Annotated in this window: 21 protein-coding genes; 8 read left to right on the top strand and 13 right to left on the bottom strand. The window is 65.7% G+C overall.

The window, feature by feature from the left end; all coding sequences use genetic code 11:
- Window positions 1–460: 460 nt before the first annotated feature.
- Together NU1_RS02790 and NU1_RS02785 are read right to left on the bottom strand one after the other, a co-directional pair.
- The gene (locus NU1_RS02790; RefSeq protein ID WP_067517032.1) at window positions 461–1,924 is read right to left on the bottom strand and encodes a catalase; all 1,464 of its coding nucleotides are present in this window, start codon (window positions 1,922–1,924) and stop codon (window positions 461–463) included.
- Window positions 1,921–2,370, bottom strand: coding sequence for a Fur family transcriptional regulator (locus NU1_RS02785; RefSeq protein ID WP_067517029.1), 450 nt, complete (start codon window positions 2,368–2,370; stop codon window positions 1,921–1,923). Before NU1_RS02785 ends, NU1_RS02790 begins: the two co-directional genes overlap by 4 nt.
- 397 nt (window positions 2,371–2,767) lie before the next feature.
- Between NU1_RS02785 and NU1_RS02780 the strand changes: the two genes are divergently transcribed.
- Window positions 2,768–4,015 carry an APC family permease gene (locus NU1_RS02780; RefSeq protein WP_067517026.1) on the top strand — a complete coding sequence of 416 codons (1,248 nt, stop codon included), beginning with the start codon at window positions 2,768–2,770 and terminating at the stop codon, window positions 4,013–4,015.
- Between the two features lie 42 nt (window positions 4,016–4,057).
- The gene (locus tag NU1_RS02775; RefSeq protein WP_067517024.1) at window positions 4,058–5,422 is read left to right on the top strand and encodes a serine hydrolase domain-containing protein; all 1,365 of its coding nucleotides are present in this window, start codon (window positions 4,058–4,060) and stop codon (window positions 5,420–5,422) included.
- Between the two features lie 218 nt (window positions 5,423–5,640).
- On the opposite strand, the gene NU1_RS02770 is transcribed toward NU1_RS02775, so the two are convergent.
- Window positions 5,641–6,888 (bottom strand): helix-turn-helix domain-containing protein, encoded by a 1,248-nt coding sequence (locus NU1_RS02770; protein ID WP_067517021.1) that lies wholly within the window; start codon window positions 6,886–6,888, stop codon window positions 5,641–5,643.
- Window positions 6,889–7,145: 257 nt separating this feature from the next.
- Between NU1_RS02770 and NU1_RS41085 the strand changes: the two genes are divergently transcribed.
- Complete coding sequence (locus NU1_RS41085) at window positions 7,146–7,328, top strand: hypothetical protein (RefSeq protein WP_157551957.1); 183 nt, start codon at window positions 7,146–7,148, stop codon at window positions 7,326–7,328.
- Between the two features lie 165 nt (window positions 7,329–7,493).
- On the top strand, window positions 7,494–8,174 hold the full coding sequence (locus NU1_RS02765) for a YoaK family protein (protein WP_067517066.1): 681 nt from the start codon (window positions 7,494–7,496) through the stop codon (window positions 8,172–8,174).
- A 150-nt stretch (window positions 8,175–8,324) separates the two neighbouring features.
- On the opposite strand, the gene NU1_RS02760 is transcribed toward NU1_RS02765, so the two are convergent.
- From NU1_RS02760 to NU1_RS02750, 3 genes are all read right to left on the bottom strand, one after another.
- Window positions 8,325–9,359: an aspartate-semialdehyde dehydrogenase gene (locus tag NU1_RS02760; protein ID WP_067517019.1), complete on the bottom strand. Its 1,035-nt coding sequence runs from the start codon at window positions 9,357–9,359 to the stop codon at window positions 8,325–8,327.
- 77 nt (window positions 9,360–9,436) lie between these two features.
- Window positions 9,437–10,702, bottom strand: a complete 1,266-nt coding sequence (locus NU1_RS02755; protein ID WP_067517064.1) for an aspartate kinase — start codon at window positions 10,700–10,702, stop codon at window positions 9,437–9,439.
- A gap of 114 nt (window positions 10,703–10,816) precedes the next feature.
- Window positions 10,817–11,389 (bottom strand): dihydrofolate reductase family protein, encoded by a 573-nt coding sequence (locus NU1_RS02750; protein ID WP_067517061.1) that lies wholly within the window; start codon window positions 11,387–11,389, stop codon window positions 10,817–10,819.
- Between the two features lie 132 nt (window positions 11,390–11,521).
- Between NU1_RS02750 and NU1_RS02745 the strand changes: the two genes are divergently transcribed.
- The 3 genes from NU1_RS02745 to NU1_RS02735 all read left to right on the top strand — a co-directional run bounded on the left by NU1_RS02745 (window position 11,522) and on the right by NU1_RS02735 (window position 13,724).
- Entirely contained in the window at window positions 11,522–11,707 is a 186-nt protein-coding gene (locus NU1_RS02745; RefSeq protein ID WP_067517017.1) for a DUF1918 domain-containing protein, read from the top strand.
- Window positions 11,708–11,896: 189 nt separating this feature from the next.
- The gene (locus tag NU1_RS02740) at window positions 11,897–12,436 is read left to right on the top strand and encodes an SRPBCC family protein (RefSeq protein WP_067517015.1); all 540 of its coding nucleotides are present in this window, start codon (window positions 11,897–11,899) and stop codon (window positions 12,434–12,436) included.
- A 73-nt stretch (window positions 12,437–12,509) separates the two neighbouring features.
- Window positions 12,510–13,724 (top strand): low temperature requirement protein A, encoded by a 1,215-nt coding sequence (locus NU1_RS02735; RefSeq protein WP_067517012.1) that lies wholly within the window; start codon window positions 12,510–12,512, stop codon window positions 13,722–13,724.
- 6 nt (window positions 13,725–13,730) lie between these two features.
- Here the strand turns inward: NU1_RS02735 and NU1_RS02730 are convergent, their stop codons facing one another.
- The 7 genes from NU1_RS02730 to NU1_RS02700 form a co-directional block, all read right to left on the bottom strand.
- Window positions 13,731–14,543, bottom strand: a complete 813-nt coding sequence (locus tag NU1_RS02730) for an ion transporter (RefSeq protein WP_245719920.1) — start codon at window positions 14,541–14,543, stop codon at window positions 13,731–13,733.
- A gap of 412 nt (window positions 14,544–14,955) precedes the next feature.
- Window positions 14,956–16,578 carry a GMC oxidoreductase gene (locus tag NU1_RS02725; RefSeq protein ID WP_067517059.1) on the bottom strand — a complete coding sequence of 541 codons (1,623 nt, stop codon included), beginning with the start codon at window positions 16,576–16,578 and terminating at the stop codon, window positions 14,956–14,958.
- 256 nt (window positions 16,579–16,834) lie between these two features.
- Window positions 16,835–17,545 carry a type 1 glutamine amidotransferase gene (locus tag NU1_RS02720; protein ID WP_067517008.1) on the bottom strand — a complete coding sequence of 237 codons (711 nt, stop codon included), beginning with the start codon at window positions 17,543–17,545 and terminating at the stop codon, window positions 16,835–16,837.
- Window positions 17,542–18,792: a Mur ligase family protein gene (locus NU1_RS02715; protein WP_084520927.1), complete on the bottom strand. Its 1,251-nt coding sequence runs from the start codon at window positions 18,790–18,792 to the stop codon at window positions 17,542–17,544. The genes NU1_RS02720 and NU1_RS02715 overlap by 4 nt, the downstream gene beginning before the upstream one ends.
- A gap of 56 nt (window positions 18,793–18,848) precedes the next feature.
- Complete coding sequence (locus NU1_RS02710; RefSeq protein ID WP_067517006.1) at window positions 18,849–19,472, bottom strand: pyridoxamine 5'-phosphate oxidase family protein; 624 nt, start codon at window positions 19,470–19,472, stop codon at window positions 18,849–18,851.
- Between the two features lie 56 nt (window positions 19,473–19,528).
- Window positions 19,529–21,298, bottom strand: a complete 1,770-nt coding sequence (locus NU1_RS02705) for a hydroxysqualene dehydroxylase (protein WP_067517004.1) — start codon at window positions 21,296–21,298, stop codon at window positions 19,529–19,531.
- Window positions 21,299–21,524: 226 nt separating this feature from the next.
- Window positions 21,525–22,562, bottom strand: coding sequence for an EamA family transporter (locus NU1_RS02700; RefSeq protein ID WP_084520926.1), 1,038 nt, complete (start codon window positions 22,560–22,562; stop codon window positions 21,525–21,527).
- 1,041 nt (window positions 22,563–23,603) lie between these two features.
- On the opposite strand from NU1_RS02700, the gene NU1_RS02695 reads away from it, so the two are divergent.
- On the top strand, window positions 23,604–24,506 hold the full coding sequence (locus tag NU1_RS02695) for a LysR family transcriptional regulator (protein ID WP_067517055.1): 903 nt from the start codon (window positions 23,604–23,606) through the stop codon (window positions 24,504–24,506).
- Window positions 24,507–24,918 lie beyond the last annotated feature (412 nt).

Below are 24,918 nucleotides of genomic sequence, written 5' to 3'. Positions count from 1 at the left end.
CTGCGCACCTCCACGGCCGTGCATACCCAGCTGATCCGCCATCGGGACTGCACGCCCGGAAACGGCGACGTCCGCGAAAATTGCAGCGCACGAACACAATTGCTCGCCGAGTACCACCGTCACGGCTGGATATTCCCGATTCCGGAGAAGTTGCGTACATCATGAATTGGCTGCTTACGTCGGGGTGGTGCCACAACGGCAAACATAATCAATGCACCACGTACGGGTGTGGTTGCTCTTGCCACGAGGAAGGGCTTCGGTCCCCGGCTCATGATCGAACGGGAATACCGATAGTCCTCTGCACCAATAGTTCTCAATGGTGCACAGCCGTCATGCAAAACGCTCGGCTGGGATTCCCAGCCGAGCGTTTGGTTCAGCTTCTGACCGAAGCCAGTTGACAAACAGCGTATTACAACGTCCCCAACGGAATTCACCGTGGGCAAGGGGCGCGGGGTTGTACCTACTGTCCGTTGAGCCCGGCGCGCACGCCTTCCTCGATACGCTTGCCGAGATCCGAGTCGACGTTCTTCCAGTACTCGAACACCCGACTCAGCACCGGCTCCTGAACGCCGCCCAGGACATGGCCAACCACATTGCCCACCAGGCGATCTCGTTCCGCGTCATTGAGCACCTCACGCACCAGGGTGCCCGGCTGCGTGAAGTCGCCGTCCTCGCGGTGCTCGATGTAGCCCGCGTGCACCATGGTGGGCTCGAAGTCCCAGATGCCGCCGTCGGGAGCCTTCGCCGCGTCGGCGTGCGGGCCGCCGAACGAATTCGGCGCGTAGACAGGCACATTCGGGTCGTTGTAGTCGTAGCGCATCGGGCCCTCCTTGGAGTAGGAGTTCACCTCGGCGGCCTTGGCCCGGTTCGGCGGCAGCTGCGCGTAGTTGGTGCCGATGCGGTAGCGGTGTGCGTCGGCGTAGGCGAAGACGCGGCCCAGCAGCATCTTGTCCGGGGAGAAGCCAATGCCCGGAACGACATTCGACGGCTCGAAGGCGGCCTGCTCGATCTCGACGTGGAAGTTGCCCGGATTGCGGTTGAGCGTCCACTTGCCCACCTCGATCAGCGGGTAGTCCTTTTGCGACCACACCTTGGTCAGGTCGAAGGGGTTGAAGCGGTAGCCCTCGGCCTCGGCGACCGGCATGACCTGGACCTTGACCGTCCAGCTCGGAAACTTCCCGGCCTCGATGGCATCCCACAGGTCGCGGCGGTGGTAGTCGGCGTCCTCGCCCGCGATCCGATCGGCCTCGGACTGGGTCAGGAACTCGATGCCCTGATCGGACTTGAAGTGGTACTTCACCCAGAAGCGCTCACCCGCGGCATTGATCCACTGGTAGGTGTGCGAACCGAAGCCGTCCATGGTGCGGTAGGACTTCGGAATACCGCGGTCACCCATCAGCCAGGTCACCTGGTGGGCGGTCTCCGGACGCAGGGTCCAGAAGTCCCACTGCATATTGTGATCGCGAAGTCCGCTGCCGGGCAGTCGCTTCTGCGAACGAATGAAGTCGGGGAACTTGATCGGGTCCTTGATGAAGAAGACCGGGGTGTTATTGCCGACGAGGTCGTAATTGCCGTCCTCGGTATAGAACTTCACCGCGAAACCGCGCGGATCGCGCCAGGTATCCGGGCTGCCCTGCTCACCCGCGACCGTCGAGAACCGCACCAGCGATTCGGTCCGCGCACCCGGCTGGAAGAGCTTCGCCTTGGTGTAGCGGCTCACATCACCGGTAACCACCAGTTCGCCGAAAGCACCCGCGCCCTTGGCGTGCACGATCCGCTCCGGCACCTTCTCGCGATTGAACTGAGCGAGCTTCTCGATCAGGTAGTGGTCGTGCAACAGGATCGGACCCTGGGTACCCGCGGTCAGCGATTCGTTATCGCTGACCACAGGGGTGCCGGTATTGGTGGTTGTCGGCTTGGTCATTCCAAATCTCCTTGGGCTGTGGAGTTCTGCGGGCCACACGTGGGGCACAGTCCCCAGAAGACGACCTCGGCCTCATCGATGGTGAAGCCGTGCGTCTGGTCCGGTTCGAGACAGGGGGCTGCGCCGACGACACAGTCGACATCGACGACCGTGCCACAGTTCCTGCACACCAGATGGTGATGGTTATCGCCGGTGCGGGCCTCATACAGTGCGGACGAACCAGCAGGTTCGATCCGCCGCAATAGCCCCGCCCCCACACAGGCCCTGAGTACGTCGTACACAGCCTGCGTGGACACCGATCCGAGCTTTTCTCGAACGGTGACGGCAACCGAATCGGCATTGGAATGCGGGGCCCGGGCCACCGCGTCCAACACCGCGACCCGCGGAGCGGTGACCCGGAGGCCAACTCCCCGCAAACGCTCTCGAGCGTCGTATCCGGTGTGCATGAGCTCAGTCTGCCCCTAATCTGGAATAAGTCAAGAATATATTCTGGAATCTTTCCAAAGAGGCACATTACAGCAGGTAGAAGCCATAACACAGGGTGCGGACAGCCCGGTTTAGGTTGCTCACATCACACCGCCACCCCTGGAATAGATCCCCGGGGCATGAGGTTGATACCCACTGTCGGCGTCCGGACAGCCCCGGGCCTCACCCCTTTTGTCGCTTCGAGCGACCACCCGCCGAGAGGCGCTTGTGGGACGTCGACTTCGCGGTTCACACTGCGAGCCCGCCGTCAGTCACCCCCCGGACTGGCGGCGTTCGGCTGTCCGCCCCTCTTCCCAACTTCTCCGCACCCCAGACCCTCGATTCGCGGCGGCCTTTCGGGTCGTCGACTATGGACCCATGACTTCGCGAGAGGGCTCGCTACACCGTCGGCTCGGGCTCACCGATTCAGTGGTAATCGGGCTCGGGTCGATGATCGGGGCCGGAATTTTCGCGGCCTTGGCTCCGGCCGCCGCGGCGGCCGGGCCCTGGCTATTGCTGGCGTTGGCGGTGGCTGCCGGATTGGCCTACTGCAATGCCACGTCGTCGGCTCGGCTGGCGGCGCTGTATCCCGTGTCGGGCGGGACCTATGTGTATGGGCGGGAGCGCCTTGGGGAGTTCTGGGGATATCTCGCCGGATGGGGGTTCGTGGTCGGGAAGACCGCGTCCTGTGCGGCAATGGCATTGACCGTCGGCGGCTACGCGTGGCCGGAGCAGGCCAAGGCGGTGGCGGTGGGGACCGTTGCGGTGGTCACCGCGATCAACTATCTGGGTGTGCAGAAGTCGGCGCTGGCCACCCGGATCATTGTCACGGTGACACTGGCCGTGCTGGCGGTGGTCGCTGTGGTGTGCTTCGTCGGAAAGCACGGCGGGGCAGCCGCTCTCGGTGACAGCATCGGCGTGCGAGGAGTGTTGGAGGCGGCGGGGCTGCTGTTCTTCGCCTTCGCCGGGTACGCGCGGATCGCCACCCTCGGTGAGGAGGTACGCGATCCGAGTCGCACCATTCCCCGCGCCATCACCATTGCGCTCGGACTGACCCTGGCCGTCTACGCGCTGGTCGCGGTGGCGGTATTGACCGTGCTCGGCTCGGCCGGACTGGCCGAGGTCACCGATCCCCTGGCCCGCGCCGTAACCGCCGCGGGCGCACCGCAACTCGCGCCGCTGGTACGGGTCGGGGCGGTGATCGCGGCGACCGGATCACTGATGGCACTGGTGCTCGGGACTTCCCGCACCACGCTGGCCATGGCACGGGACCGACATCTGCCGGGTGCGCTGGCGGCGGTGCATCCCCGGTTCGGGGTGCCGCATCGCGCCGAGCTAGCGGTCGGCCTCATTGTCGCGGTGGTGGCCGCCACCTTCGATATTCGCGCCGCTATCGGCTTCTCGTCCTTCGCGGTGCTGGTCTACTACCTGATCGCCAATATCTCGGCCGCCACCCTCACGGTGGCGGAAAACCGTCCCGCACGCGCGATTCCGATACTCGGAGCGCTCGGCTGCGTCATTGTCGGAGTGTCCCTGCCGCCGAGTTCCGTACTCGCCGGGATTGGCGTGCTCGCCGTGGGCGCGGTCATCTACGCCGTCCACGGATTCGTGCGCATGCGACGGTGATTTCTGCCGATACCAGAGGGTTTCGACCTATAGCATTAGCACATGATGCGCAGGGGGCTCGTCGGTTCGGCTGTACTGGCATTAGCGGCGGTACTCACGGTTGGGACGGCGCAGGCGCATCCCGGAGGGCGGACCCAATCGCCGACCTCCACAGAACTGCATTGCGGTCCCCCCTCCGGGCGCGAATTCGACCGGGCCGAACCGGAATCCGTAGGGCTCGACAGACAACGGCTCGCCGACGCCCTCGGGTTCGCGGCGGAGCGAAACCGCCTGAATGTCCAGGTATTCCGGCATAACTGCCTGATCGGCGAGGGACCCAGCAATCACCTCACCGGCAATACCGCGTGGAATATCTGGAGCGTCACCAAAAGCATTGTCTCGCTCCTCGCCGGAATCGCCTGGGATCAGGGCAGACTCGATATCGGAGCGGCTGTCGACAGCTACCTCCCCCCGGGACTCGGCGACGCCGAACACCGCGCCCTCACCGTGGAGAACCTGCTCACCGAAACCTCCGGAATGCGCATCGGCGTGGTCACCGAGGGGATTACCGGCGTTATTCCGGTCGATCCCAATAGCGCGATCCAAGCGCTCGGCGTTCCCTTCGACTACGAGCCGGGCACCACTTTCGTTTACAGCCAGCGGAATGTGGATCTGCTCACCTACGTCATCGAACTGGCCGTCGGAGAACCGTTGCAGCAGTTCGCACAACGGGAACTGTTCGACCCGCTCGGTATCGCACCAGACGATTACTACTGGGCGCGAGACCGTTCCGGGAACACCTACGGTTACGCGCACCTCATGATCCCGCCCAGGCATCTCGCCAAACTCGGCATGCTTGTCGCCGAGGACGGGATATGGAACGGCCAACGTGTGGTCTCGTCCGCGTATTTGCGACAGGCGCTCACACCATCGGCCACCTTCAGTTGCTACGGCTACCTGTTCTGGCTCGGCCCGAACTGCGCGGAGAATCCCGACTTCCTGCCCGAGGATCTGTATTCCATGTCCGGCCTGGGACTACAGCACGTCTTCATCATCCCCAGCCTGGACCTGATGGTGGTGTGGACGGGCGTCTTCGGCACCCACACCACCAAGGGACTCACCGGAATCCTGCAGTACGGCAAGGAGGTTCCGCACGAATTCTTCCGCAGGCTGCTGGCCGCATTCCACGACAGTCCCATTCCCGATCCCGGACAGTTCGTCGAACCGCCACTGACCCTGGACGCACGCAGATACTTCGACGCCGATATCGCACTCGCCATCCTCGGCTTCGGTCCGGCCGCCTATCCGGGTTGTAATGTGCTGTCCTGCCTCAATATTCCGCTCGAACCCCCGTTCGCAGACGCCCCGCCGGGCTGCCTGATTTTGGCCTGCGTCGGCACGGACCCGCGCACACCCGGCATCAGGTGAGCCCGGTTGTGATCCCGGCGCGCTACCGCCCTCTCGTTATCCGGCGTGAACTCCTTCTGGTCACCCCGGCGCGAACACCCTCGTCATCCCGGCGTGATCACCGCGCTACGACGAAACCGGATGCCATCACCGCACTTCGGCGTAACCGGGTGCGATCACGCACTAGGGCGTAACTGGGCGCGATCACCCGCTACGACGAAACCGGCTGCGATCACGCACTACGGCGTGACAGCAGCGCGTCCCGCCAACTCCCGCAGTTCATCGGAGGGTCGACGACCCGCGAACTGTAGTAGATCGCGCATCACCTCCCGCGCCCGATGATGGGTGTGCACCAGTTCCGGCGTCAGTGCCTCCGCGGCCAGCAGCGATTCCAGCGCCTGATTCGCCTGCCGCCGTTGCGCGTGCGCCCGCGCCACATCCACCAGGAAGCGGGCCTGCCGCTCCGGTGACAGGGTGCCGGGCCGCACCGTCCGCGCGATATCGAGAGCCTCACCGGCATCGCCCAATTCGACCGCTACCGCGACCGCGTGCACCGCGACCCCGGTCGGACCGAATTCGGTATCGAAGTCGTTGCGCCCCTCGCCTATTCGCTCGGCCGCACTCCGCGCCGCGGCCAGTCCGGCCCGCGCCGCGGTCCGATTGCCATCGGTCGCCGCGATCACCGCGAGCATGAGCTGCAGAGATCCGAAGAGCGATAACACCTCCGGTGCGCATTGCCGCTCGCCGGTCACCAATGGCGCCAATGCCACCGTCGAACTACGTGCGGCCTGTTCGGCCTGTTCGAAACGCTGCAATCGCAGGAATGCCTGCGCCATACGGTAGGTTCCGGCCACCACACTCAGTGGATCACCGGAGCCTTCGGCTGCGGAGAGCGCCCGATCGGCCGCCACCCACGCCGCGTCTACTTCCTCCTGGCGGGTAAATGCCGTTGCCGCAGCCTGATACGCGCGCGACAGCAGACCCAACACTTCTCGCCGCGCGGCGACGGTGTCACCTTGTCGCGTGCGTGCTGCTTGTTCCAGGTCCGGTATGAGTTCCAGCAGGCTATTGCCCACTTCGACGAGTCGTGACTCGTGCGCCAGCTGCCAGGCCAGGTCGACACGTTCGCGCAACCGTGGCAATTCGACCGGCTCGCGACCGGCCTCCTCACCGAACAGCTGCTCGAGCGCCGGGTGTCCGGTGAGCATCAGCCGTAATCGCTCGAAAACCGCGGATCCCACGCGGTCGGTGCCCGCGCGATCCACGGCCATCGGTTCGGCCGCCTCCGGTCGCAGATCTCGGACCGCGACTCCGAGAACATCGGCAAGGCGTTGCAGTACCGATAGTCTTTCGACCGGCAGTACATCCCGCTCTACCTGCGATACCCAGCTCTCCGAGCGCCTGATCGCGGCGCCCAATTCCTTCTGCGATAGCCCTCTTCGCCGGCGCAACTCCGCTACCCGTGCCCCTAGGGTACTTTCGGCCACCGGGTCAAACTCCTTCTGCCGGATCGGCTTTCCCGGCGATCACCGCCAGTGTGTCGGCGTCCACGCCCGGCAGATCCCGAGGTGGCTTCGTAACGAATCCATACTCACTCCTTCCGATCGGATCTGCCGTAAAGGATTGCAGACCGGGCGTGCTTACGGCGCACAGTATGGAACATGGATTTTTCTTATTGCACCGCAATTTTTCTGTGTTTAACGTTTAGGGAGTCCCGCCGAGCAAACGATGCCAAGAGGTGCCCGTGACCGAAGTTCGTGTGCGCCTACGTTTTCCCGGTGGAATGGTGCTCGACTATCGCACCGAGCCGATGGTCGCCGAACGCCTGGCGGCGCATCTGCGCCCACACCGTATAGAGGTGACCATTCATGGACAGGCCCCTGAAAATCTACCGCCGCTGCCCTGCGCCGCGCTCTGGAGAGATTGACGCCGACGACGGCCCATCAACGGCCGGATGAGTTATAGCAACTCGCTAGCACCGCAGACCGGCCGACCTGAATTCTCAGGTTGTGTCGGTAAGACTGGAACCGCTCACATCCCTTCGGAAGGAGCTCGACCAGTGCACGAAGTAGAAGAAGGCCGCTATGCGGGCATGTTCGACGCCGAGGCCCGGATCTCCTGGGTGCTGGCCTGCCTGGCCGGGGTCATTGGCGCGGCGGCACTGCTGCATACTTCCGGCTACTTCGTCACCTTCATGACGGGTAATTCCGAGCGTGCCGTCGTGAACTGGTTCGACGGCCAGAGCCATATGGCATTCGCCGCAATTCTGCTGATCATCAGCTTTGTCGCGGGAGTATTCATCGCATCCTGGTGTCGGCGGCAATTCTGGACCCAGCATCCACACGGACCGGTACTGCTCACCACCATCAGCCTGGCCGCCGCGACCACCATCGACTACTTCACGGCCACCCCCGAGGGGGCACCGGATATCGATCTGCTGCCCATCCTCTGTGTGGCGTTCGGCACCGGTGCGCTCAATACCTCGTTCGTGAAGAACGGCGAGGTCTCGATACCGATCACCTATTACACCGGCAGCCTGGTCAAGATGGGACAGGGCCTGGAGCGCCATCTCGCTGGCGGCGGCAGCCCGGCGGATTGGCTCGGCTACTTCCTGATCTGGATGTGCTTCCTGCTGGGCGGAGTCATCGGCGGATTGATGAATATGATCACCGACGGACTCGGCCTACTGCTGCTGGCGACCGTGGTCTGCATGATTGTCACCGGGTACTCGTACCTGCATCTCGACCGGCACGGTCCCATGCCCACCGAGTGAAACTCCTCGTCATCGCGGAATGTTCTTGTCGGGGATCCACCGCAGATCAGGATGTGGATTCCGGCCAAAAGCACGCCGGAATGACGGGAGGCGGCACACCGGAATGACGAAGGCCCCGTCGCGATGACGGGGCCCTCTCGACTGACAGTGTCAGCGATTGTTCAGCAGCACTTCGGCGATCTGAATGGTATTCAGCGCCGCACCCTTTCGCAGGTTGTCGCCCGAGATGAACAGGGCCAGGCCGCGACCGTCCGGCACGCCCGGATCCTGGCGGATGCGGCCGACGAGGGACTCGTCGATACCGGCGGCGGCCAGCGGGGTCGGTACCTCGACCAGCTGCACACCGGGGGCTTTGGCCAGCAGTTCCTCGGCGCGTTCCACCGAAAGCGGTTCGGCGAATTCGGCATTGATCGACAGCGAGTGTCCGGTGAAGACCGGGACTCGGACGCAGGTGCCGCTGACCAGCAGATCGGGCAGACCGAGAATCTTGCGGGATTCGTTGCGCAGCTTCTGGTCTTCGTCGGTTTCGCCGGAACCGTCGTCGACCAGCGCACCCGCCAACGGGATCACATCGAAGGCGATGGGGGCGACGTATTTGTTCGGCGCCGGGAAGTCCACGGCGCGACCGTCGTGGGTGAGCTTCTCGGCATCGTCGATCACCGCGCGCACCTGCGAGACCAGCTCTTCGACACCGGCCAGGCCGCTGCCCGAGACCGCCTGGTAGCTGGACACGATGAGGCGCTGCAGTCCCGCCGCGTCGTGCAGCACCTTCAGCACCGGCATGGCGGCCATGGTGGTGCAGTTCGGATTGGCGATAATGCCCTTGGGCAGGTCGCGGGTCGCTTCCGGGTTCACCTCGGAGACGACCAGCGGCACCTCGGGATCCTTGCGCCAGGCCGAGGAATTGTCGATGACGGTGACACCGGCGGCGGCGAACCGCGGGGCCTGCACCCGCGACATGGTGGCACCGGCCGAGAACAGCGCGATATCGAGTCCGGTCGGGTCGGCCGTCTCGGCGTCCTCGATCACGATTTCCTCGCCACGCCACGGCAGGGTCTTACCCGCCGAGCGCGAGGAGGCGAAGAACCGCATCTCATCGACCGGGAAGTTGCGCTCTTCCAACAGCTTTCGCATGACAGCGCCGACCTGTCCGGTCGCGCCGACAACGCCTACACGCATACCCATGTCAGTGTCCTTTCGACATGATCGCGAGCGCTACGTGGTTACGCTGCGCTGCCGCCTCCGCGCTTGACCCGATCATGTCAGCGCCCCGTCCCGGCGTGCACAACCGCCACCTCGTCGCCGCCCAGATCGAAGGCCCGGTGCAGCACCTGCACGGCCTCATCCAGGTCGGTGTCCTTGACCAGCACCGAGATTCGAATCTCGGAGGTCGAGATCAGGTCGATATTGATACCGGCGTCGGCGAGCGCCTCACAGAAGGTGGCGGTGACGCCCGGGTGCGACTTCATACCCGCGCCCACCAGCGATACCTTGCCGATGTGGTCGTCGTAGACCACCTTCGAGAAGCCGATATCGCCCTGCCGCTTGGTCAACAGCTCCACCGCGCCCGCGCCCTCGCTGCGGGGCAGCGTGAAGGTGATATCGGTCTTGCCGGTCTCCACCTTCGAGACGTTCTGCAGCACCATGTCGATATTGATCTCGGCATCGGCGACCGCCCGGAACACCTTGGCGGCGTAGCCCGGCTCGTCCGGAATGCCGACGACGGTCACCTTGGCCTCGCTGCGGTCGTGTGCGACGCCGGTGAGGATTGCTTTCTCCAAGGGGATGTCCTCCATCGATCCGTAAATGTAGGTGCCGACCTTGTCGCTGTACGACGAGCGCACATGCACTGGCACGTTGTAGCGGCGCGCGTATTCGACGCACCGCAGCATGAGCACCTTGGCTCCGGTCGCGGCCAGCTCCAGCATCTCCTCGTAGGAGACCTGTTCGAGCTTCTGCGCATTCGGCACGACGCGCGGGTCGGCGGTGTATACACCGGCCACGTCGGAGTAGATCTCGCAGACGTCGGCCTCGAGCGCGGCGGCCAGGGCGACCGCGGTGGTATCGGAACCACCGCGACCCAGTGTGGTCACATCCTTGCTGTCCTGGCTGACGCCCTGGAATCCGGCAACCAAGACGATGGTGCCCTCATCCAGTGCCTCGCGGACGCGGCTCGGGGTGACGTCGATAATGCGGGCATTACCGTGCGCCCCAGTGGTGACAACACCGGCCTGCGAACCGGTGAAGGAGCGAGCCTCCGCACCGAGTGAGTGAATAGCCATGGCCACCAGCGCATTCGAGATGCGCTCGCCCGCGGTGAGGAGCATGTCCATTTCGCGGGCCGGTGGCGCGGGGGCCACCTGCTGGGCCAGATCCAGTAATTCGTCGGTCGTATCGCCCATAGCCGAGCAGACGACCACAACTTCGTGACCCGCCTTCTTGGTCTCGACGATCCGTTCAGCGACGCGACGGATGCGCTCGGCTGTTTCGAGCGAGGATCCTCCGTACTTCTGAACGACGAGAGCCACGGTGGAATCCTCCAAGATCGACAAACTGCTGCTACCAGCACCCAAGACTACCGACCGGGGTCCAGCGGATTTGCCCCTACCTCCCCGCGGTGTGGCAGAGGACGCACCCGGCGATCAGACGCGACTGAACCAGGTGACCTGTGCCCCGCTGCTGAATTCGCGGCGATTCGTGGGCTTGAACTGCGTGGGATCGAAGTTGCCCGTGAAGGCCGAGACGCCCGCGCCGGCGATTACCGGATAGCTCTTGATAATCAGTTCGTCGATCTCGCCGAGGAGTTGTCCGGCCAGATTGCCGCCACCGCAGAGGTAGATGCCGAGCCCCTCCTCCCTCTTGAGCCGCCGCACCAGTTCGAGCGGATCGCGATCGATCACAGTCACCGCCGGGTCGTCGAGTTTCCCGAGCGTCGTGGATATGACGTACTGCTTCATATGCGCGTACGGGCTGGTGACGCCGTGTAGATATGCCGGGTCGTAGCTGCCGCGGCCCATCAGAACGGTGTCCCACGCCCTATTGGGTTCATCCACAGGCATCCCCACCTGCGGGCGTAGGTGGGTCGGCACCGTCTCCGGGTACCGCTCCGTGAGCCAGGCCATGTCCTCGGAGGCCGGGTAGAAGTCGAATTCGCCGTTCGGGCCCGCGATATAGCCATCGAGCGAGACGGCGACGTAGTAGACGAGCTTTCGCATATTCACACCACCCTGACTGTTGTACTTCATTTGTAGTGATTAGGAATGTAGTACTACACCCGGAGTGGCGTCAAGGCGTTCGGGTGCAGCAAATCCTTGTGACGGCCATCACTCTCGTCCGATAATTGATTCATGCGAGCGAATGTCGGAGACCAACTTGTCGTCCACAGCCACGCGGTCGGATTGCGCGACCACACCGGCCAGATCATCGAAGTCCGCGGCGACGACGGAGCGCCGCCGTATATGGTGCGGTTCGATGACGGGCACGAGAGCCTGGTGTACCCCGGCCCGGACTGGGTGGTGAAGCACCCGGACTGACGGCGCGATCCGGGCCCGGTTTTCGGCCGGATTTCAACTTTTCTCGAGTCGACCCTCATCTATTCCGATCCCCTTGGCCACCAGCGGGATTCGTGAATACACAGCTGCGGGGCACTATCGCGGAACAGACCAGCAGGTTGACGCGGGCAGCGACGCTCGTCACAATCGCCCCTGAAGCTGGAGGTTGGAATGCGTACCAAAACTGATCACCGATTCGTTGTCGATGTCGATCCCGAACAGGTGATGGAGGCACTGCTCCTAGTCGAGCGGTTGCCCGACTGGTCGCCCTCCCACCAGGACGTGCGGGTCGCGTCTCGCGACGATTACGGACGGCCCAAGCGGGTTTACGTCTCCGCCACCCTGATGGGCAAGCCCGATCGGCAGGTCGTCGAATACACGTGCACCGAGGACCGGGTTTCCTGGCAGGTGACCGAATCCAGCGCGGGCGCGCGCGGTAAGGGCTTCTTCGAGGTCGTCGATGTCGAGGAGGGCACCGAGGTCTGGTACCACTCGGAGACCTACCTTCCGATTCCGGTGCCGGGCATGCTGCTCAAGCGCACCGCCAATCGCGAGGCCGAGGTGCTGGTGGAGAACTTCATCGCCTACGTCGAGGATCTCGCCGGGATCGAGCCGGAGCCGGAACCACCGCTCTACGCCGATAACGCCTACGAGGCACCCGGACACTCCCGACCGCTGTACGGCGGATCGTTCGAGCCCGGTCTCGCCTGACTTCTTAAGCCCACGGCGGAATTACGCGTCCGAGGTCTGCGCGGATCGCCCGAATCCTGCCACGATATCCCCCATGGCCGATTCGCAACGATCACGAGTGGTGGCGGTGTCCGACAAGGGCTCCGTCACTCAGCTCGAACTCTTCTTCGACCTGGTGCTGGTTTTCGCGTTCACCATGGTCACCGACCTGGCCGCGCATGACCTCACCGCAGTCAATATGGTGCGCGCCGTCGTCGTGATCGCACTGCTGTGGTGGCTGTGGATCGCCTACTCCTGGTTGGGAAATGTCGTCAAGGCGGACGAAGGCGTCATGCGGGTGGCCATATTCGTGGCCATGGGCGCGATATTCCTGATGGCGCTGTCCATTCCGGAGGCCTTCCATGACACCCCGGGCGGCTGGTACGCGCCGCTGGTCTTCGCCATCGGATACATGGTGGTGCGGGTGGTGCATATCGGCGTATTCCTGATCGCCAGCGCCAATGACGCCCAGCTGCGGGGTCAGGTGGTGCGCTGGGGGCTCGGCTCGCTGACCATCGGCGGCGCGCTGCTGGTATTCGCCGCCTTCACCCACGGCTCCCTGCAGATCATGCTCTGGATCGCCGCCATTGCCGGTGATATGGCCTGGACGCTGCTGGCCGGTACCGACTGGCGGATCAACTCCGTCAAGCACTTCTCCGAGCGGTACGGGCTGATCATTATCGTCGCGCTGGGCGAATCCATCGTCTCCATCGGCATCGGGGTGGCCGGACTACCGATCTCCTGGCCCATCGCGCTGGGATCGATGCTGGGACTCGCGGTTTCCGGGCTGCTGTGGTGGGCGTACTTCGATATCGCGGCGCTGACCGTGGAGCACGCGATGCACCAGGCCACCGGCGAACGGCGCATTCGGATCGCCCGCGGGTCCTACACGTACTGGCATTTCCCGATGATCGTCGGCGTTATCGCGCTCTCCCTGGGCCTGAAGAAGGTACTGAACTATGTGGGCGGGGCGGACGGGCACACCCTCGACGAAGCGCTCTACGGCATTCCGCTGTTCGCGCTGTACGGCGGCGTGGTGCTCTATCTCGTGGGACTTGTCGGATTCAAGCAGTACGCGACCGGACAGATCAGCGTGCAGCGGCTGGTGGCCGCTGTGCTGTTGCTGGCGCTGATTCCGCTCGCCGCGGCGGTACCCGCACTGGTGGCACTCGGCATGCTGTGCGGTGTGCTGCTGGCGCTGATCGGCTGGGAGACGGTGCGGCACGCCGGAATTCGCGACGAAATCCGGCACGCGCGGCATACCGCGTAGCGGTTTCTAGGCCAGGCGTGCGGGATCAACCCTGCGGTCCCGCACCGGATCAGCCCGGTAGTCGGGATAATCCGGCACCCGCACGCCTTCCCTGACGGCCTCGCGCATCTGATTCACGTTCTCCCGCAACACATCCCCTACAAGTTCGTCGGTGCGGGGATCGGCGAGCACCTGGAATACGACGCGGAAGCTCGCATCGGCGATGGTGCGAATGATGTCCTCATGGAAGGGGACGTAGCGTATGCGGCCGATCTGCGGGTCCTTACGAATCACCTCGACAATCATCTGATCGATCTCGGCGCGGTTCTCCTCCAGCGCGTTCGCGATATTGCGGGTGAAGTGGCCGGTGCGGAGCACGCCCGCCACCTCCTCCATGACCGCCATGGTCACCGGACGTTTGACGGTCTCGACAATGGTGCCGATAAAACGGTTCACCAGCGCCGCGGTGATCCGATCACCGAACGCGCGATCGGCCATGCGCGCGAGCCGCACCACGACCACCACGATGCGCAGCAGCCGGAAGCCGCGGAAGAAGGGACTGGTCACCGGGATCATGCCCAGGACCTCGTACCAGTAGAGGAATGGGAACGACCACGGCCAGCCCTCCCGCCGCCACCGCCAGACGAACTCAATGGCGAAGATCGCGCAAATGGTCGTATCCACCACCACGATCGTGCGATAGGTCTGGTCCGGGACGGTCCAGAACGTCGCCCACGCGACCAGCACGACCGACACCACGGCCAGCGCGAGCATGAGGAAATCCGTCCACAGCAACGGAGGTTTGCGCGGGAATTCTCCCGACCCGCTCGGCTCGCCCACAAGGACCCCTTCCACATCGAAACGGCCCCGCCGAGAGTAGTTGGGAAATCCCGCTCTCGGGACCCTCCGGGTATGCGCGCCGGAAACCCGGCACAGCTGTGGATCGACGGGCGCGGGCACATGGTCCGCGCGCAAGTTATCCACAGCGCAAATTCCACAGCTGGGAAGAGTTCTGCACACCGACAATCCGCCTGGGGATAAAACCGTTCACCCAGCGACCGCCGACGCACCTGGTACTCGCACCTGTCATTGGCACCCGGTACTCACACCCGTCATTCCGGCGTGCTTTTGGCCGGAATCCACACCTCGGATGATGGTGGATCCCGGCCAAAAGCACGACGAGGACGACGAGCACGCAAAGGATGACCGGGCACCGAGGGTGTGGTGTCCACGGTGCGTATGCGGGCTCGGGTCAGCGACCAGCGCGGAGGATGGCCTCGATATTGCGCTCGGCGACCGCGGTAATGGTGAGGGACGGATTGACCGTGGCGGTGCTGCCGGGCAGGGCCGCACCATCCATGACGTAGAGGCCGGGGTGGCCGTGGACCCGGCCGTAGCCGTCCGTGGCCTTGCCGAGCACCGCGCCACCGAGCGGGTGGGCGGTGAAGACGGCCTGGGCGTCGTAACCGATGGGCGTGTAATCCACAATCGCGCGCCCGCGTTCGGCAATGCGGTTGTCGACGGCGCGACAGGCGGCGAGGACTTGATCCTGCGCCTGCGTGGACCAGGTGAGGCCGACCCTGTCGGCGGCGCGGTCGTAACCGAAGCGGGTGCGGGTGGGATCGAGGACCATGCCGAGCGAGGCAATGGCCCCGGTATCCACCGGAATCCCCGGGACATACCAGTTTTCGAGGGTCAGCGGCATACCCGACTCGTCGAGAATGCGACTCGCGCTGGGTACGCCGCCGCCGACGCCCGCCAGTGCGTTCGCGCCGCGGGCCAGCACCACATCGCCATTGGTGCCCCAGCCGTCGCCGACATGCTCGTTGAGCTGTGTCAGGGCGCCGGTGGCCTGGGCGCGGACCAGGAGTTCGGAGGTACCCACCGAGCCGGCACCGAGGAACAGCCGATCGCAGGTGAGGGTGCGGGTGCGCAGCGCCTCCCCGGTGGGAGCCAATTTGGTCACCGTCACCACATACCGATTGCCTTCCTGGGCAATGGAATCCACGCGATGGCCGGGGTAGATGCCCGACTTGCCGGTGGCCTCGGCGTTGCGCAGGTAGTTCTGGTTCAGGTCGAATTTCGCGCCATTGGAATTGCCGAGATTGCTGCGTCCCGCGGTCGCCGACGCCCGAGTCGTACCCGCCAGCTCGCCGCGAATGATGTCCCAGTTGAAGTTGGAGTCATTGGCCTTCGGCGTGTAGCCCGCGGCCCGCACCTGCTCATCCCAGACACGCGAATGGGTGAACGGCGCGGAGGCGTAGATATCCGACGGCATCGGGCTCAGCCGCAGCATCTGCCGGACCCGCGGGTAGTACACGCGGTCCAGCTCGTCGTAGTCGACCACGCCGCGGAATACCGCGTCGAACAGATGCCGCTCCGGCGCGATCATCGCCCCGGTGAAGATGATCGAACCGCCGCCGACCGCCGCGGCCCGCCACACATCGATTCCCGAGTATTCGGTCACATCCAGGACGCCGCCGAAGTCGACGAACGACATGGGCACCTTGGTGACGCCGGTGAAGCTGGTCCGATGCCAGAAGCCGCGCCCATCCGGCAGATCGTCACCGGTGAAGATCTCCCGCCACGGGTCATTGGGCCAGCGCGAGCCGCGCTCCAGCACCGTATTGCGCACCCCGGCCTCAGCCAGTCGCAGCGCCGTCACCGCGGCCCCGAACCCGGATCCGATAACGATCGCCTCGGTGTGCTCCGGCGGATCCGGAAGGGGCGCAAATATTTCCGGCACCCACTCCTTGAACAGTTCCTCCCAGAGGACCGCGGACGCCGGACCGGCACCACGGGTGGAGGCACCCGTCCCGACCCCCGCCAATAGAGCCGCTATCCCGGCAGCCTTCAATACGGCGCGCCTGCGCAACCGGCCACCTCCCTCATCAGTAATGGCCGCGCGCGACATTACCGGCCCGATGCCGCCTGTCTCAACACGTTCGAAATAATCGGGCGTACGGTCATGCGGTTTCGCTATGTAGCTTGATATTTCACGGATCGAGTCATAGCAGTCGGGCATGAGATACGGATGTGCGCACGGATCGGGCAGGCTATCTCGCCCGATACGACCGCGAGCCTGCCACATGGTGGCAGGCTCGCGAAAGTTATTGATCCGCCAGCGAATCTCAGGCGCGAAGGCGTTCGCGGCGGAGCTGCTCGACCTCCGGAAGGTCCAGCGGCGGAAGGGAATCGACACCGAGCGCGCGAGCCAGCAGGTAGTCGGCGAGCTCCGGGTTACGGGCGAGGGCGGGGCCGTGCATGTAGGTGCCGATGACCGATCCCTGGACCACGCCCTCGAGGCCGTCGCCCACACCATTGCCGATACCGCGGGTGACGCGGGCCAGGCCGGTGGCCCCGCCGCCGAGTTTCGTTCCACCACGATGGTTTTCGAAGCCGGTGAGCGGCTTCGACAGGCCGGGGAGAATGGGGGCGGTGGCCACCTCGCCGATGGCGCGCTCGGCCCGCGGGGAGGTGGTGACGTCGAAGAGGCCGACACCGTCGACACGTTCACCCGTGGAGGTCTCGTACCAGTGGCCGAGCACCTGGATGGCGGCACAGATGGCCAACACCGGTACACCGCGTCCAGCGGCCTGCTGGAGGCCCGGAAAGCGCTGTAGGTGCCGGGTAGCCAGGCGCTGGGCCGAATCCTCCGCGCCGCCGAGGGTGTAGATGTCGAGCGAATCGGGAACCGGGTCGCTCAACGAGATTTCGATGACCTCGGCATCGTGGCCGCGCATGCGCAGCCGCTGGCGCAGCACCAGCGCATTGCCGCCATCGCCGTAGGTGCCCATGACATCGGGCAGCACCAGGCCGATTCGCACGGTCGATTCACTCATGCCCGCACCCCCGCCTTCTTCTCCTCGAGATCGCGATTCAGGTCGCGGAACGCGGTGTAGTTGGCCAGCACCTCGACCTGCCCCGGTGGGCAGGAGGCGATGGCGCGCAACGGATCAGCCACGGTGGTGTGGTCGACCCCGGCATAGGTCAGGCGCACCGCGAGATCGGTGGCGCGCTCTCCCGCCGCCACCACCTGGGTGCCCTCGAAGTGTTCGAACCGCACATCCCACAGCCAGGACAGGTCCTCGCCGTCGGGCACCTGACCGTTCACCGCGATCACCAAACCCGTTGCGGCGGGGTCGATCATGGACAGCGCCTCCTGCCAGCCGGCCGGGTTCTTGGCCAGCAGCAGCCGGGCGGAATGGTCGCCGACCTCGACGGTGCGATAGCGGCCGGCGATCTCGCGCACGGTTTCCGCCGCGGCGACGGCTTTCGCGGGCTCAGCGCCCAGTGCGACGGTGGCCGCCACCGCCTGCGCGGCATTGCCGCGATTGGCGCGACCCGGCAGTGCGAGGTTCAGCGGGAGTTCGAGTCCGTCCGGTCCGTACAGGGTGTGCTCATCCACCCACCAATCCGGTTGCGGGCGTTTGAAATCCGTGCCGGTGCTGTACCAGTGCGAACCCTCCCACAGAATCGGCTCACCGCTGCGCGGACAACTGGTGGCGTCCACCGACCAGCCGCTCCCCGCCGATACCCACACCACATTCGGGTGGTCGTAGGCAATGGAGGTCACCAGCACGTCATCGCAGTTGGCGATGAGCACCGCGTGCGGATGCTCGGCCATGCCCGCGCGCAGGCGGCGCTCGATCATATTGATCTCACCCACCCGGTCCAGCTGGTCGCGGCTGAGGTTCAGCAGCACCACCACCGACGGGTTCAGCGCGTCGGCCACATGCGGCAAATGCAGTTCGTCCACCTCGATGGCGGCCAGCGGGGCAACGCGATTCGCGGTGAGCGCCGCCACGATGCCCGCATCCATATTCGCGCCATCGGCCTGCGTGGCCACATCCCCGAGGGTGCCGAGGGCGGCCGCGGTCATCCGCGTAGTCGTGGATTTGCCATTGGTACCGGTCACCAGGACCGTGCGACGGCCCTGCCCCAGCTGCGTCATGATCGTCGGGTCGATCTTCAGCGCGATCAGCCCGCCGATCATCGATCCCTTACCCCGCCCGGCCGCTTGCGAAGCCCGCGAAGCCAACGTCGCCGCCCGCAGGGCCAGCCGTCCACGCACCGAGATGTCTGCCACGCCGCGAGTGTATTGGGGCGCCCCGCCCCCGTCACACGCGGTAGGAGTGAGCTGGGTCAATCCGCGTAGAGCTTCTTGGTGTAGACCTCGGACGAGTAGTAGGTCTCGAGTTCCTCGACCGACTCGGCGATATTGGTCTGGACCTCTTTCACCAGGTGGGCGTGGGTGGGCAGGGTATCGACCGGCCATTCCTGCGGCTTCCACAGCTTGCTGCGGATCAGTGCCTTGGCACAGTGGAAGAAGATCTGTTCGATATCGATCTCGACGGCCAGGACGGGGCGGTGGCCCTTGACCGTCATCTCGTCGAAGTACGGGGCGTCGCGGACCAGGCGGGCGCGGCCGTTGATGCGCAGGGTTTCGCCGCGGCCGGGAATCAGGAAGATCGCACCAACGTGCGGGTTGCCGAGAATATTGAGATAGCCGTCGGCGCGGCGGTTGCCGGGTCGCTCCGGAATGGCGATGGTCCTGTCGTCGAGCACCCGCACGAATCCGGCGGGATCACCCTTCGGGGAGGCATCGCAATTACCTTCGGCATCGCTGGTCGCGAGGATGACGAACGGGGAGTTGGCGATCCACTCACGGTCGCGCGCGTGCAACTGAACGCGCTCCTTGGCAATCGCTCGCGGCATTGCCGCACCGAGGAGTTCGCGCAATTCAGCCGGACTCGTGATCTCACTCATCCCATGATTCAACCCCGCGATCACCACGCGGCACCAGGGATTTGTGAACAATCCCGCTAGAACGGAGCGTCGAAGAGGTTCGCCTGCCCGGAGGCATACCGTGCGGCATCGAGCTGCCGGAACGGCTCCAGTTCCGCCGCCCGGTACAGGGTGAACAGGCGGCAGCGCGGCGCGTTCGAGCCACTGACATCGAGCAGCGCGTTCACCGCCTTGCGCGCCGACTCCGAAGCTCCCTCCATGGTCGCCAGATCCACATTGGTGCGCACGTAATCGCCTGCCAGGTACAGGTTTTCGATGGCCCCGTGCGGGTCCGGGCGCAGCGCCCAGGAACCGGCGGTATTGATCAGCAGCGGATCGGCATTGACATTGCGGCGGTTCGCGGCATCCCAGGAGATGCCGGGGTCGAGGAACCAGGAGTGCAGGTCCTCGGCGCGCAGCAACTCGGAATTGTCATTGAGGTGCGCCTCGAGCTGCGCCCACACCTCACGGGCGATCTCGTCGTGCGTACATTCCTTCGCACTCTTGCCGTACAGGACGCCCGGGGTGTGCCAGTCGGAGATATCCACCGAGAGGCAGTCCACGACCGCACCGTCACCGTGGTCGGACAGCCGGGTACGACGCCAGAACTGGTCCTGCGCGATGGAGGTCAGCGACCACGGCGAATCCACGTAGGCGACGTGACCGCGGGCGATGGCGGTCCGGCGGCGCAGATAGAACTGCAGGCCGGTCATCCAATCCACCATCAGCTGGTGCATACCCGCCAATTCCGGGCGCAGTTCCAGGATTTCGGGCGTCCACAGGGTCCGGGCGGCCTCCACCGGCATGGCGCAGATGAAGTGGTCGGCATCGACGGTCTTGGCGGTACCGGACCCGTCGACCACCCGGGCGGCGGCAATCCGCTTGTCCCGCAGGTCGAGTCCGCGCACCTCCGCTGCCTCGAAACGCACACCCAGCTCACGCAACCGGGCCGCCCACGGATCGATCCACGCCTCATTGGTGGGGCCGTTCAGCACCCGGTCGAGCGCACCGTCATTGCCGATCTCGAGCGGATTGCCGAGGAACTGCTCGCCCATATTGCCGATGGTGCGGGTACTGGCCAGATTGTCCTTGGCCGCCACCAGCAGAGTGGTGAGGGTGCGCGACATGAGCATGCGGAATTCCTTGGAGCGGTGGGCCGCACCCACGTAGTCGCGCCAAGAAATCGCGTCCCACTCGCCGTCGCGGCGGGCGTCGCAGCTGGTGTTGTAGACGAGCAGGCGGTTGGCGAAGTGCAGGCCGTCCGCAGTGGGCAGTTTCGCGGAGGTGGAGATGGCCGAGCCGACCGTTTCCCGGAAGTCCTCGGGCGTGGCCCAGACGCGACCGGCGCGGCCCATGGGCAGCAGCACGTCCTCGCCGTCACGGCGGGAGAATCGGGCCTCCGGCGTGGCAACGAGGTTATCCCACACACCGTTCCCATTGCCCGCGAAGGGGATTCGCCGCATGGTGTCGGGGATATGGTGATAGAAGCCGGGGAAGAATCGAAATCCGTGCTCCCCCACCAGATCCGGGCGGCCGTCACGGCCGCTGTTCGGTACCGGCATACTGCGGGCCTTACCGCCGAGGGCGCGCCGCTCGTAAACGGTCACCTCGAAGCCGCGTTCGGCCAGTTCGTGCGCGGCCGTCATACCCGCGACACCGCCACCCAGTACCGCCACCCGGCGTCCCGGGGCGGCGTGCGCCGGAGTCGATCGCACCCCGGCCGCCCAGGCCCCGGCCGTCACCACACCCGCTGCGACCGTGCCACGCAGCACCGCCCGCCGCGAGACGGACAAACGCTGTCCTGCCATTCCCTTACCTCCCACGCCGGACCGATCCTAGGCAGCGGATACCGCCCTGTGGTCGGTTGGGGTGCGGGATTTCGAATCGCGATGCTGCAAAGTTGCGAATTCACGAATGAAAGGTCCGATTGCACCGATTTTAGAGCAGTAAGTTCCGAGAAACTATTTGCTCACAGGCCGATTTACGGCCGCCCGTCGGTTCACCATTCGGAATTGCTCCGCGGCAGGCCAGCGTTCACCCGGTCACCGCCGCCCGCTGGATCGGCCGCACATCGCTCGCGGACTGCGCGGGATCGGGTTCGCGCTGGATCGGCAGACCGGAAGTCGGCGGCGGTGCGGACGCCGACATATCCGATCCCTCCGGCGCAGCGGCGGCGTCAGCCAGGGTGGCCGCCCGACAACCGGCGGAGGTGGCGGTGAACGCGCCCCCGATCACGACCACCGCACCCACCAGCGACAGCACGGTCGGGGTCTCGTGCAGGAACGCCCAGGAGGCGGCGATACCGACTACCGGCACCAAGAGCGACAACGGCGCGACGGTGCTCGCCGGGTAGCGGCTCATGAGCAATGTCCACAGTCCCGATCCGGCAATGGTGCCGAGCAGCACGATGTAGGCCAGGGCGACGAGGGCGGGCCAGCCGGTCGCGGAGAAGGAGTCGGCGAGATCCCGCCATCCGGTGCTCGGCCCCTCGGTGAGCGCGGACAGGGCGAACATGGGCAGCGGCGCGACCACCGTCATCCACAGGGTGAGGTGCAGCGGATTCACTCCTTCGGAATCGGCCACCGCAAGCCGGGATCCGATATTGCCGAACGCCCATCCCAGGCCTCCGGCCAGCGTCAACAGCACCGGCAGCAGCGCCGCGTGCTGGGCCCGATCCCAACCGATCACCGCCATTCCGCCCATGGCGACGGCAATGCCGAGCAGCTGCACCGGCCGCAATCGCTCCCGCAGGAATACCGCCCCCAACAACACCGTGAAGGGCGCCGACGACTGCAACACCAGCGAGGCCAGCCCGGTCGGCATCCCCGCCCGCATCGCACTGAACAGGAAGGCGAACTGCAAGACGCCGAACCCGGCGCCGTACAGGACCAGCCACCGCCACGGCACCTTCGGCCGCGGCACCAATAGCAGGACCGGCACCGCGATCACCGCGAACCGCAGCGCCGCGAAGAAGAACGGCGGAAAGTGATCCAGGCCCACGCGGATGGCGAGGAAGTTCAATCCCCACAGCAACACCACGGTGAGGCCGATCAAACGGTCACGATAGGTCATGCACCGAATGATGGCGACATCAATAGGTAAGGACAATCGAATAATTTTGTACGAATACTGTAGTAGAACTTACCTATGCCGCAGCAAGACCCACCCAGCATCGGCGACACCCCCCGGCCCCGCCCGCCCCGCCGCATCGCCTCTTCCACGGCAGCGGATCCCGCACCGAGCCGCGCGCACACCATGGACCCGGGCACCACCAGCGCGAACCCCGGAGATGCCACCGCGGCGGCTACACCCGAAACCAGCGGCGGCGCTGCCCAGGACAACGCGACGCGCTCCGGCCCGACCTCCGCGCCCGACACGACCAGCAGCGACAGCCAGGCCGTCCCAGGAGAGAAACCGCACACCCGCACTGCCGCACTACGCGGCCTGCCGGAACGCGCGCGACCAGCTCGCCGGGTATCGCCATCTCCCGCCCACCGCACCTCGAGCACCTCGAGCACCGCCGGCGCCACGGCCCCATCGGCCGAAATGGGGGCGACGAATAGCGGCAGCGATATGACCGCGGACGCTCCGCGCACCGGCCTGGGTTCGGCGAGCCCCAAGGCGGCCACGACCCCCGCCAGCGCCACAGCCGAACACAACGCCCCGCGCACCGGAACCACCACCGGGCGCAATGACCTCGCAGCCCAGAGCGAGGCCATCCGGGCGAAGGGTGTCGTGCCCGGCATGCCGGAGCGAGTGCCGCAGGCGCGGCGAATACCTGCGACGCAGGGCATTCCAGCGGCGGACAGTGCACGCGGCCGACCTGCTACGAGCGGGCAACGAGTCGCGGCTGGGGAACTCCGGGCGGAGCAGGCCGGGCGACGCGGCGGCCGACCCGGCAACGCCGCCACTGACCGGCGGACGGACACACCGGACCGCCCTGCGCATCAGGAGGGTGCGGCCGGAAGCTCCGACGGTGGACGCCGTGGACTGTTCGACAACGCCAACGCCGGTCGGCACGATGACACCGCCGATTTCATTGCAGGGCAGCCGGATTCGGGCAGCGGCTCGAATCTGGGTGCCGTGCGTGGGGAGCGGGGTGGTGCGACGTCGATGGCTATCGAACGGCTGCGGGTGCTGCGGGAGCTGGCTGATCGGGGGACGGTGGCGGCGGTGGCGGAGGCCCTGTCCATGACGCCGTCGGCGGTATCGCAGCAGTTGAAGGTGCTGGCGCGGGAGGCCGGGGTGACGCTGTTGGAGCCGGATGGGCGGCGGGTGCGGCTCACCGATGCCGGGCGGGCCCTGGTGGTGCGCGCCGATGAGGTGTTGGCGGCCATGGATCGGGCCGTGGCGGAGATGGCGTCGTATCGGGGGTCGCCGCGTGGACTGGTGCGGGTGGCCCTGTTCCCGTCCGGGGCGGCGCTACTGCTGCCGGGAGTGCTGGCCGAATTGGCGGGCACCGGCGTGGAGGTGGTGGCGCGGGACGAGGATGTGCCGCCCTCGGAAGTGCCTCGGCTGCTTGCCGATTACGACGTGGTGCTCACCCATCGCGATGAACGCGCGGCCTCCATCGATGGACCGCGGGTGGCGTCACGGGTGCTCATGCGGGAGCCGATCGATGTGGCGGTCGCGCCCGGTCATCGACTGGCGCGTCAGGGCACCGTGGCCCCGGCGGAACTGGCGGACGAGACCTGGCTGAGCGTGCGCGGCGGCTTTCCCGTGGACGACGTATTGCGCTCCATCGCCACCGTCACCGGGGTGCAGCCGCGAATCGGCCAGCGCCTCTTGGACTTCGCGGTGATCGAAGCTCTGGTCGCCACGGGCTACGGCGTCGCCGTCATGCCCCGCTTCGCCGTCCGCCACCCGGATCTCGTCATGCTGCGCCTGTCCGGTGTACGCGCCGCCCGCCTCTACGATCTCGCCACCCGCCCACACGCGGAGCAGCGCCCCGCCGTCGCCACGGTCCTGGCCGCCTTCCGCGCCGCCGCGCATGCGGTGGTCAATCCGCCGAAGTAGCCGCACGGACAAACCTTGACGCCCGCTCCGGTCTGAGGGCCGGAGATTCCTGCCAGCGCCCTCGCGGGCACTCTCGGTGGGTTCCCGTTTCACGGGGACCTGCCTAGGTGGCGCTGATTTCGGTGCTGCGACAGTACATCGAGCAGCAGGAACGTCCGGTCTAGGGCACGCTCGGCTTCGGCGACCCTCCCGCGTGCGCCTTCCTCACCATCCTGAAGAGCGGCGCACTACCGGACATTCGATCGCACAGACAAGCCGTCGGGTGGCACGGTCATCCCGTCACGTGGCACAGCACCCGCCGCACGACACAACGCCCGTGCGGCACAGCACCAGTCACGCCGCACACCACCCGCCGCATGGAACAGCACTCGTCGCATCGCACAGCACCCGTCATCCCGGCGTGCTTTTGGCC

The organism is Nocardia uniformis NBRC 13702 (assembly GCF_001613345.1).
GTDB lineage: Bacteria > Actinomycetota > Actinomycetes > Mycobacteriales > Mycobacteriaceae > Nocardia > Nocardia uniformis.
The sequence above is the reverse complement of the archived record's forward strand: the minus strand, read 5'-3'. Positions and strand labels throughout refer to the sequence as shown.

What these genes read in the sequence shown, in the direction of transcription:
- NU1_RS02695 (WP_067517055.1), top strand. Translation starts at nt 23,604, where the DNA reads ATGGCTATCGAACGGCTGCGGGTGCTGCGGGAGCTGGCTGATCGGGGG.
- NU1_RS02720 (WP_067517008.1), bottom strand. Translation starts at nt 17,545, where the DNA reads ATGAGTGAATCGACCGTGCGAATCGGCCTGGTGCTGCCCGATGTCATG.
- NU1_RS02745 (WP_067517017.1), top strand. Translation starts at nt 11,522, where the DNA reads ATGCGAGCGAATGTCGGAGACCAACTTGTCGTCCACAGCCACGCGGTC.
- NU1_RS02740 (WP_067517015.1), top strand. Translation starts at nt 11,897, where the DNA reads ATGCGTACCAAAACTGATCACCGATTCGTTGTCGATGTCGATCCCGAA.
- NU1_RS02700 (WP_084520926.1), bottom strand. Translation starts at nt 22,562, where the DNA reads ATGACCTATCGTGACCGTTTGATCGGCCTCACCGTGGTGTTGCTGTGG.
- NU1_RS02760 (WP_067517019.1), bottom strand. Translation starts at nt 9,359, where the DNA reads ATGGGTATGCGTGTAGGCGTTGTCGGCGCGACCGGACAGGTCGGCGCT.
- NU1_RS02780 (WP_067517026.1), top strand. Translation starts at nt 2,768, where the DNA reads ATGACTTCGCGAGAGGGCTCGCTACACCGTCGGCTCGGGCTCACCGAT.
- NU1_RS02735 (WP_067517012.1), top strand. Translation starts at nt 12,510, where the DNA reads ATGGCCGATTCGCAACGATCACGAGTGGTGGCGGTGTCCGACAAGGGC.
- NU1_RS02750 (WP_067517061.1), bottom strand. Translation starts at nt 11,389, where the DNA reads ATGCGAAAGCTCGTCTACTACGTCGCCGTCTCGCTCGATGGCTATATC.
- NU1_RS02775 (WP_067517024.1), top strand. Translation starts at nt 4,058, where the DNA reads ATGATGCGCAGGGGGCTCGTCGGTTCGGCTGTACTGGCATTAGCGGCG.
- NU1_RS02710 (WP_067517006.1), bottom strand. Translation starts at nt 19,472, where the DNA reads ATGAGTGAGATCACGAGTCCGGCTGAATTGCGCGAACTCCTCGGTGCG.
- NU1_RS02790 (WP_067517032.1), bottom strand. Translation starts at nt 1,924, where the DNA reads ATGACCAAGCCGACAACCACCAATACCGGCACCCCTGTGGTCAGCGAT.
- NU1_RS02765 (WP_067517066.1), top strand. Translation starts at nt 7,494, where the DNA reads ATGTTCGACGCCGAGGCCCGGATCTCCTGGGTGCTGGCCTGCCTGGCC.
- NU1_RS02705 (WP_067517004.1), bottom strand. Translation starts at nt 21,298, where the DNA reads ATGGCAGGACAGCGTTTGTCCGTCTCGCGGCGGGCGGTGCTGCGTGGC.
- NU1_RS02785 (WP_067517029.1), bottom strand. Translation starts at nt 2,370, where the DNA reads ATGCACACCGGATACGACGCTCGAGAGCGTTTGCGGGGAGTTGGCCTC.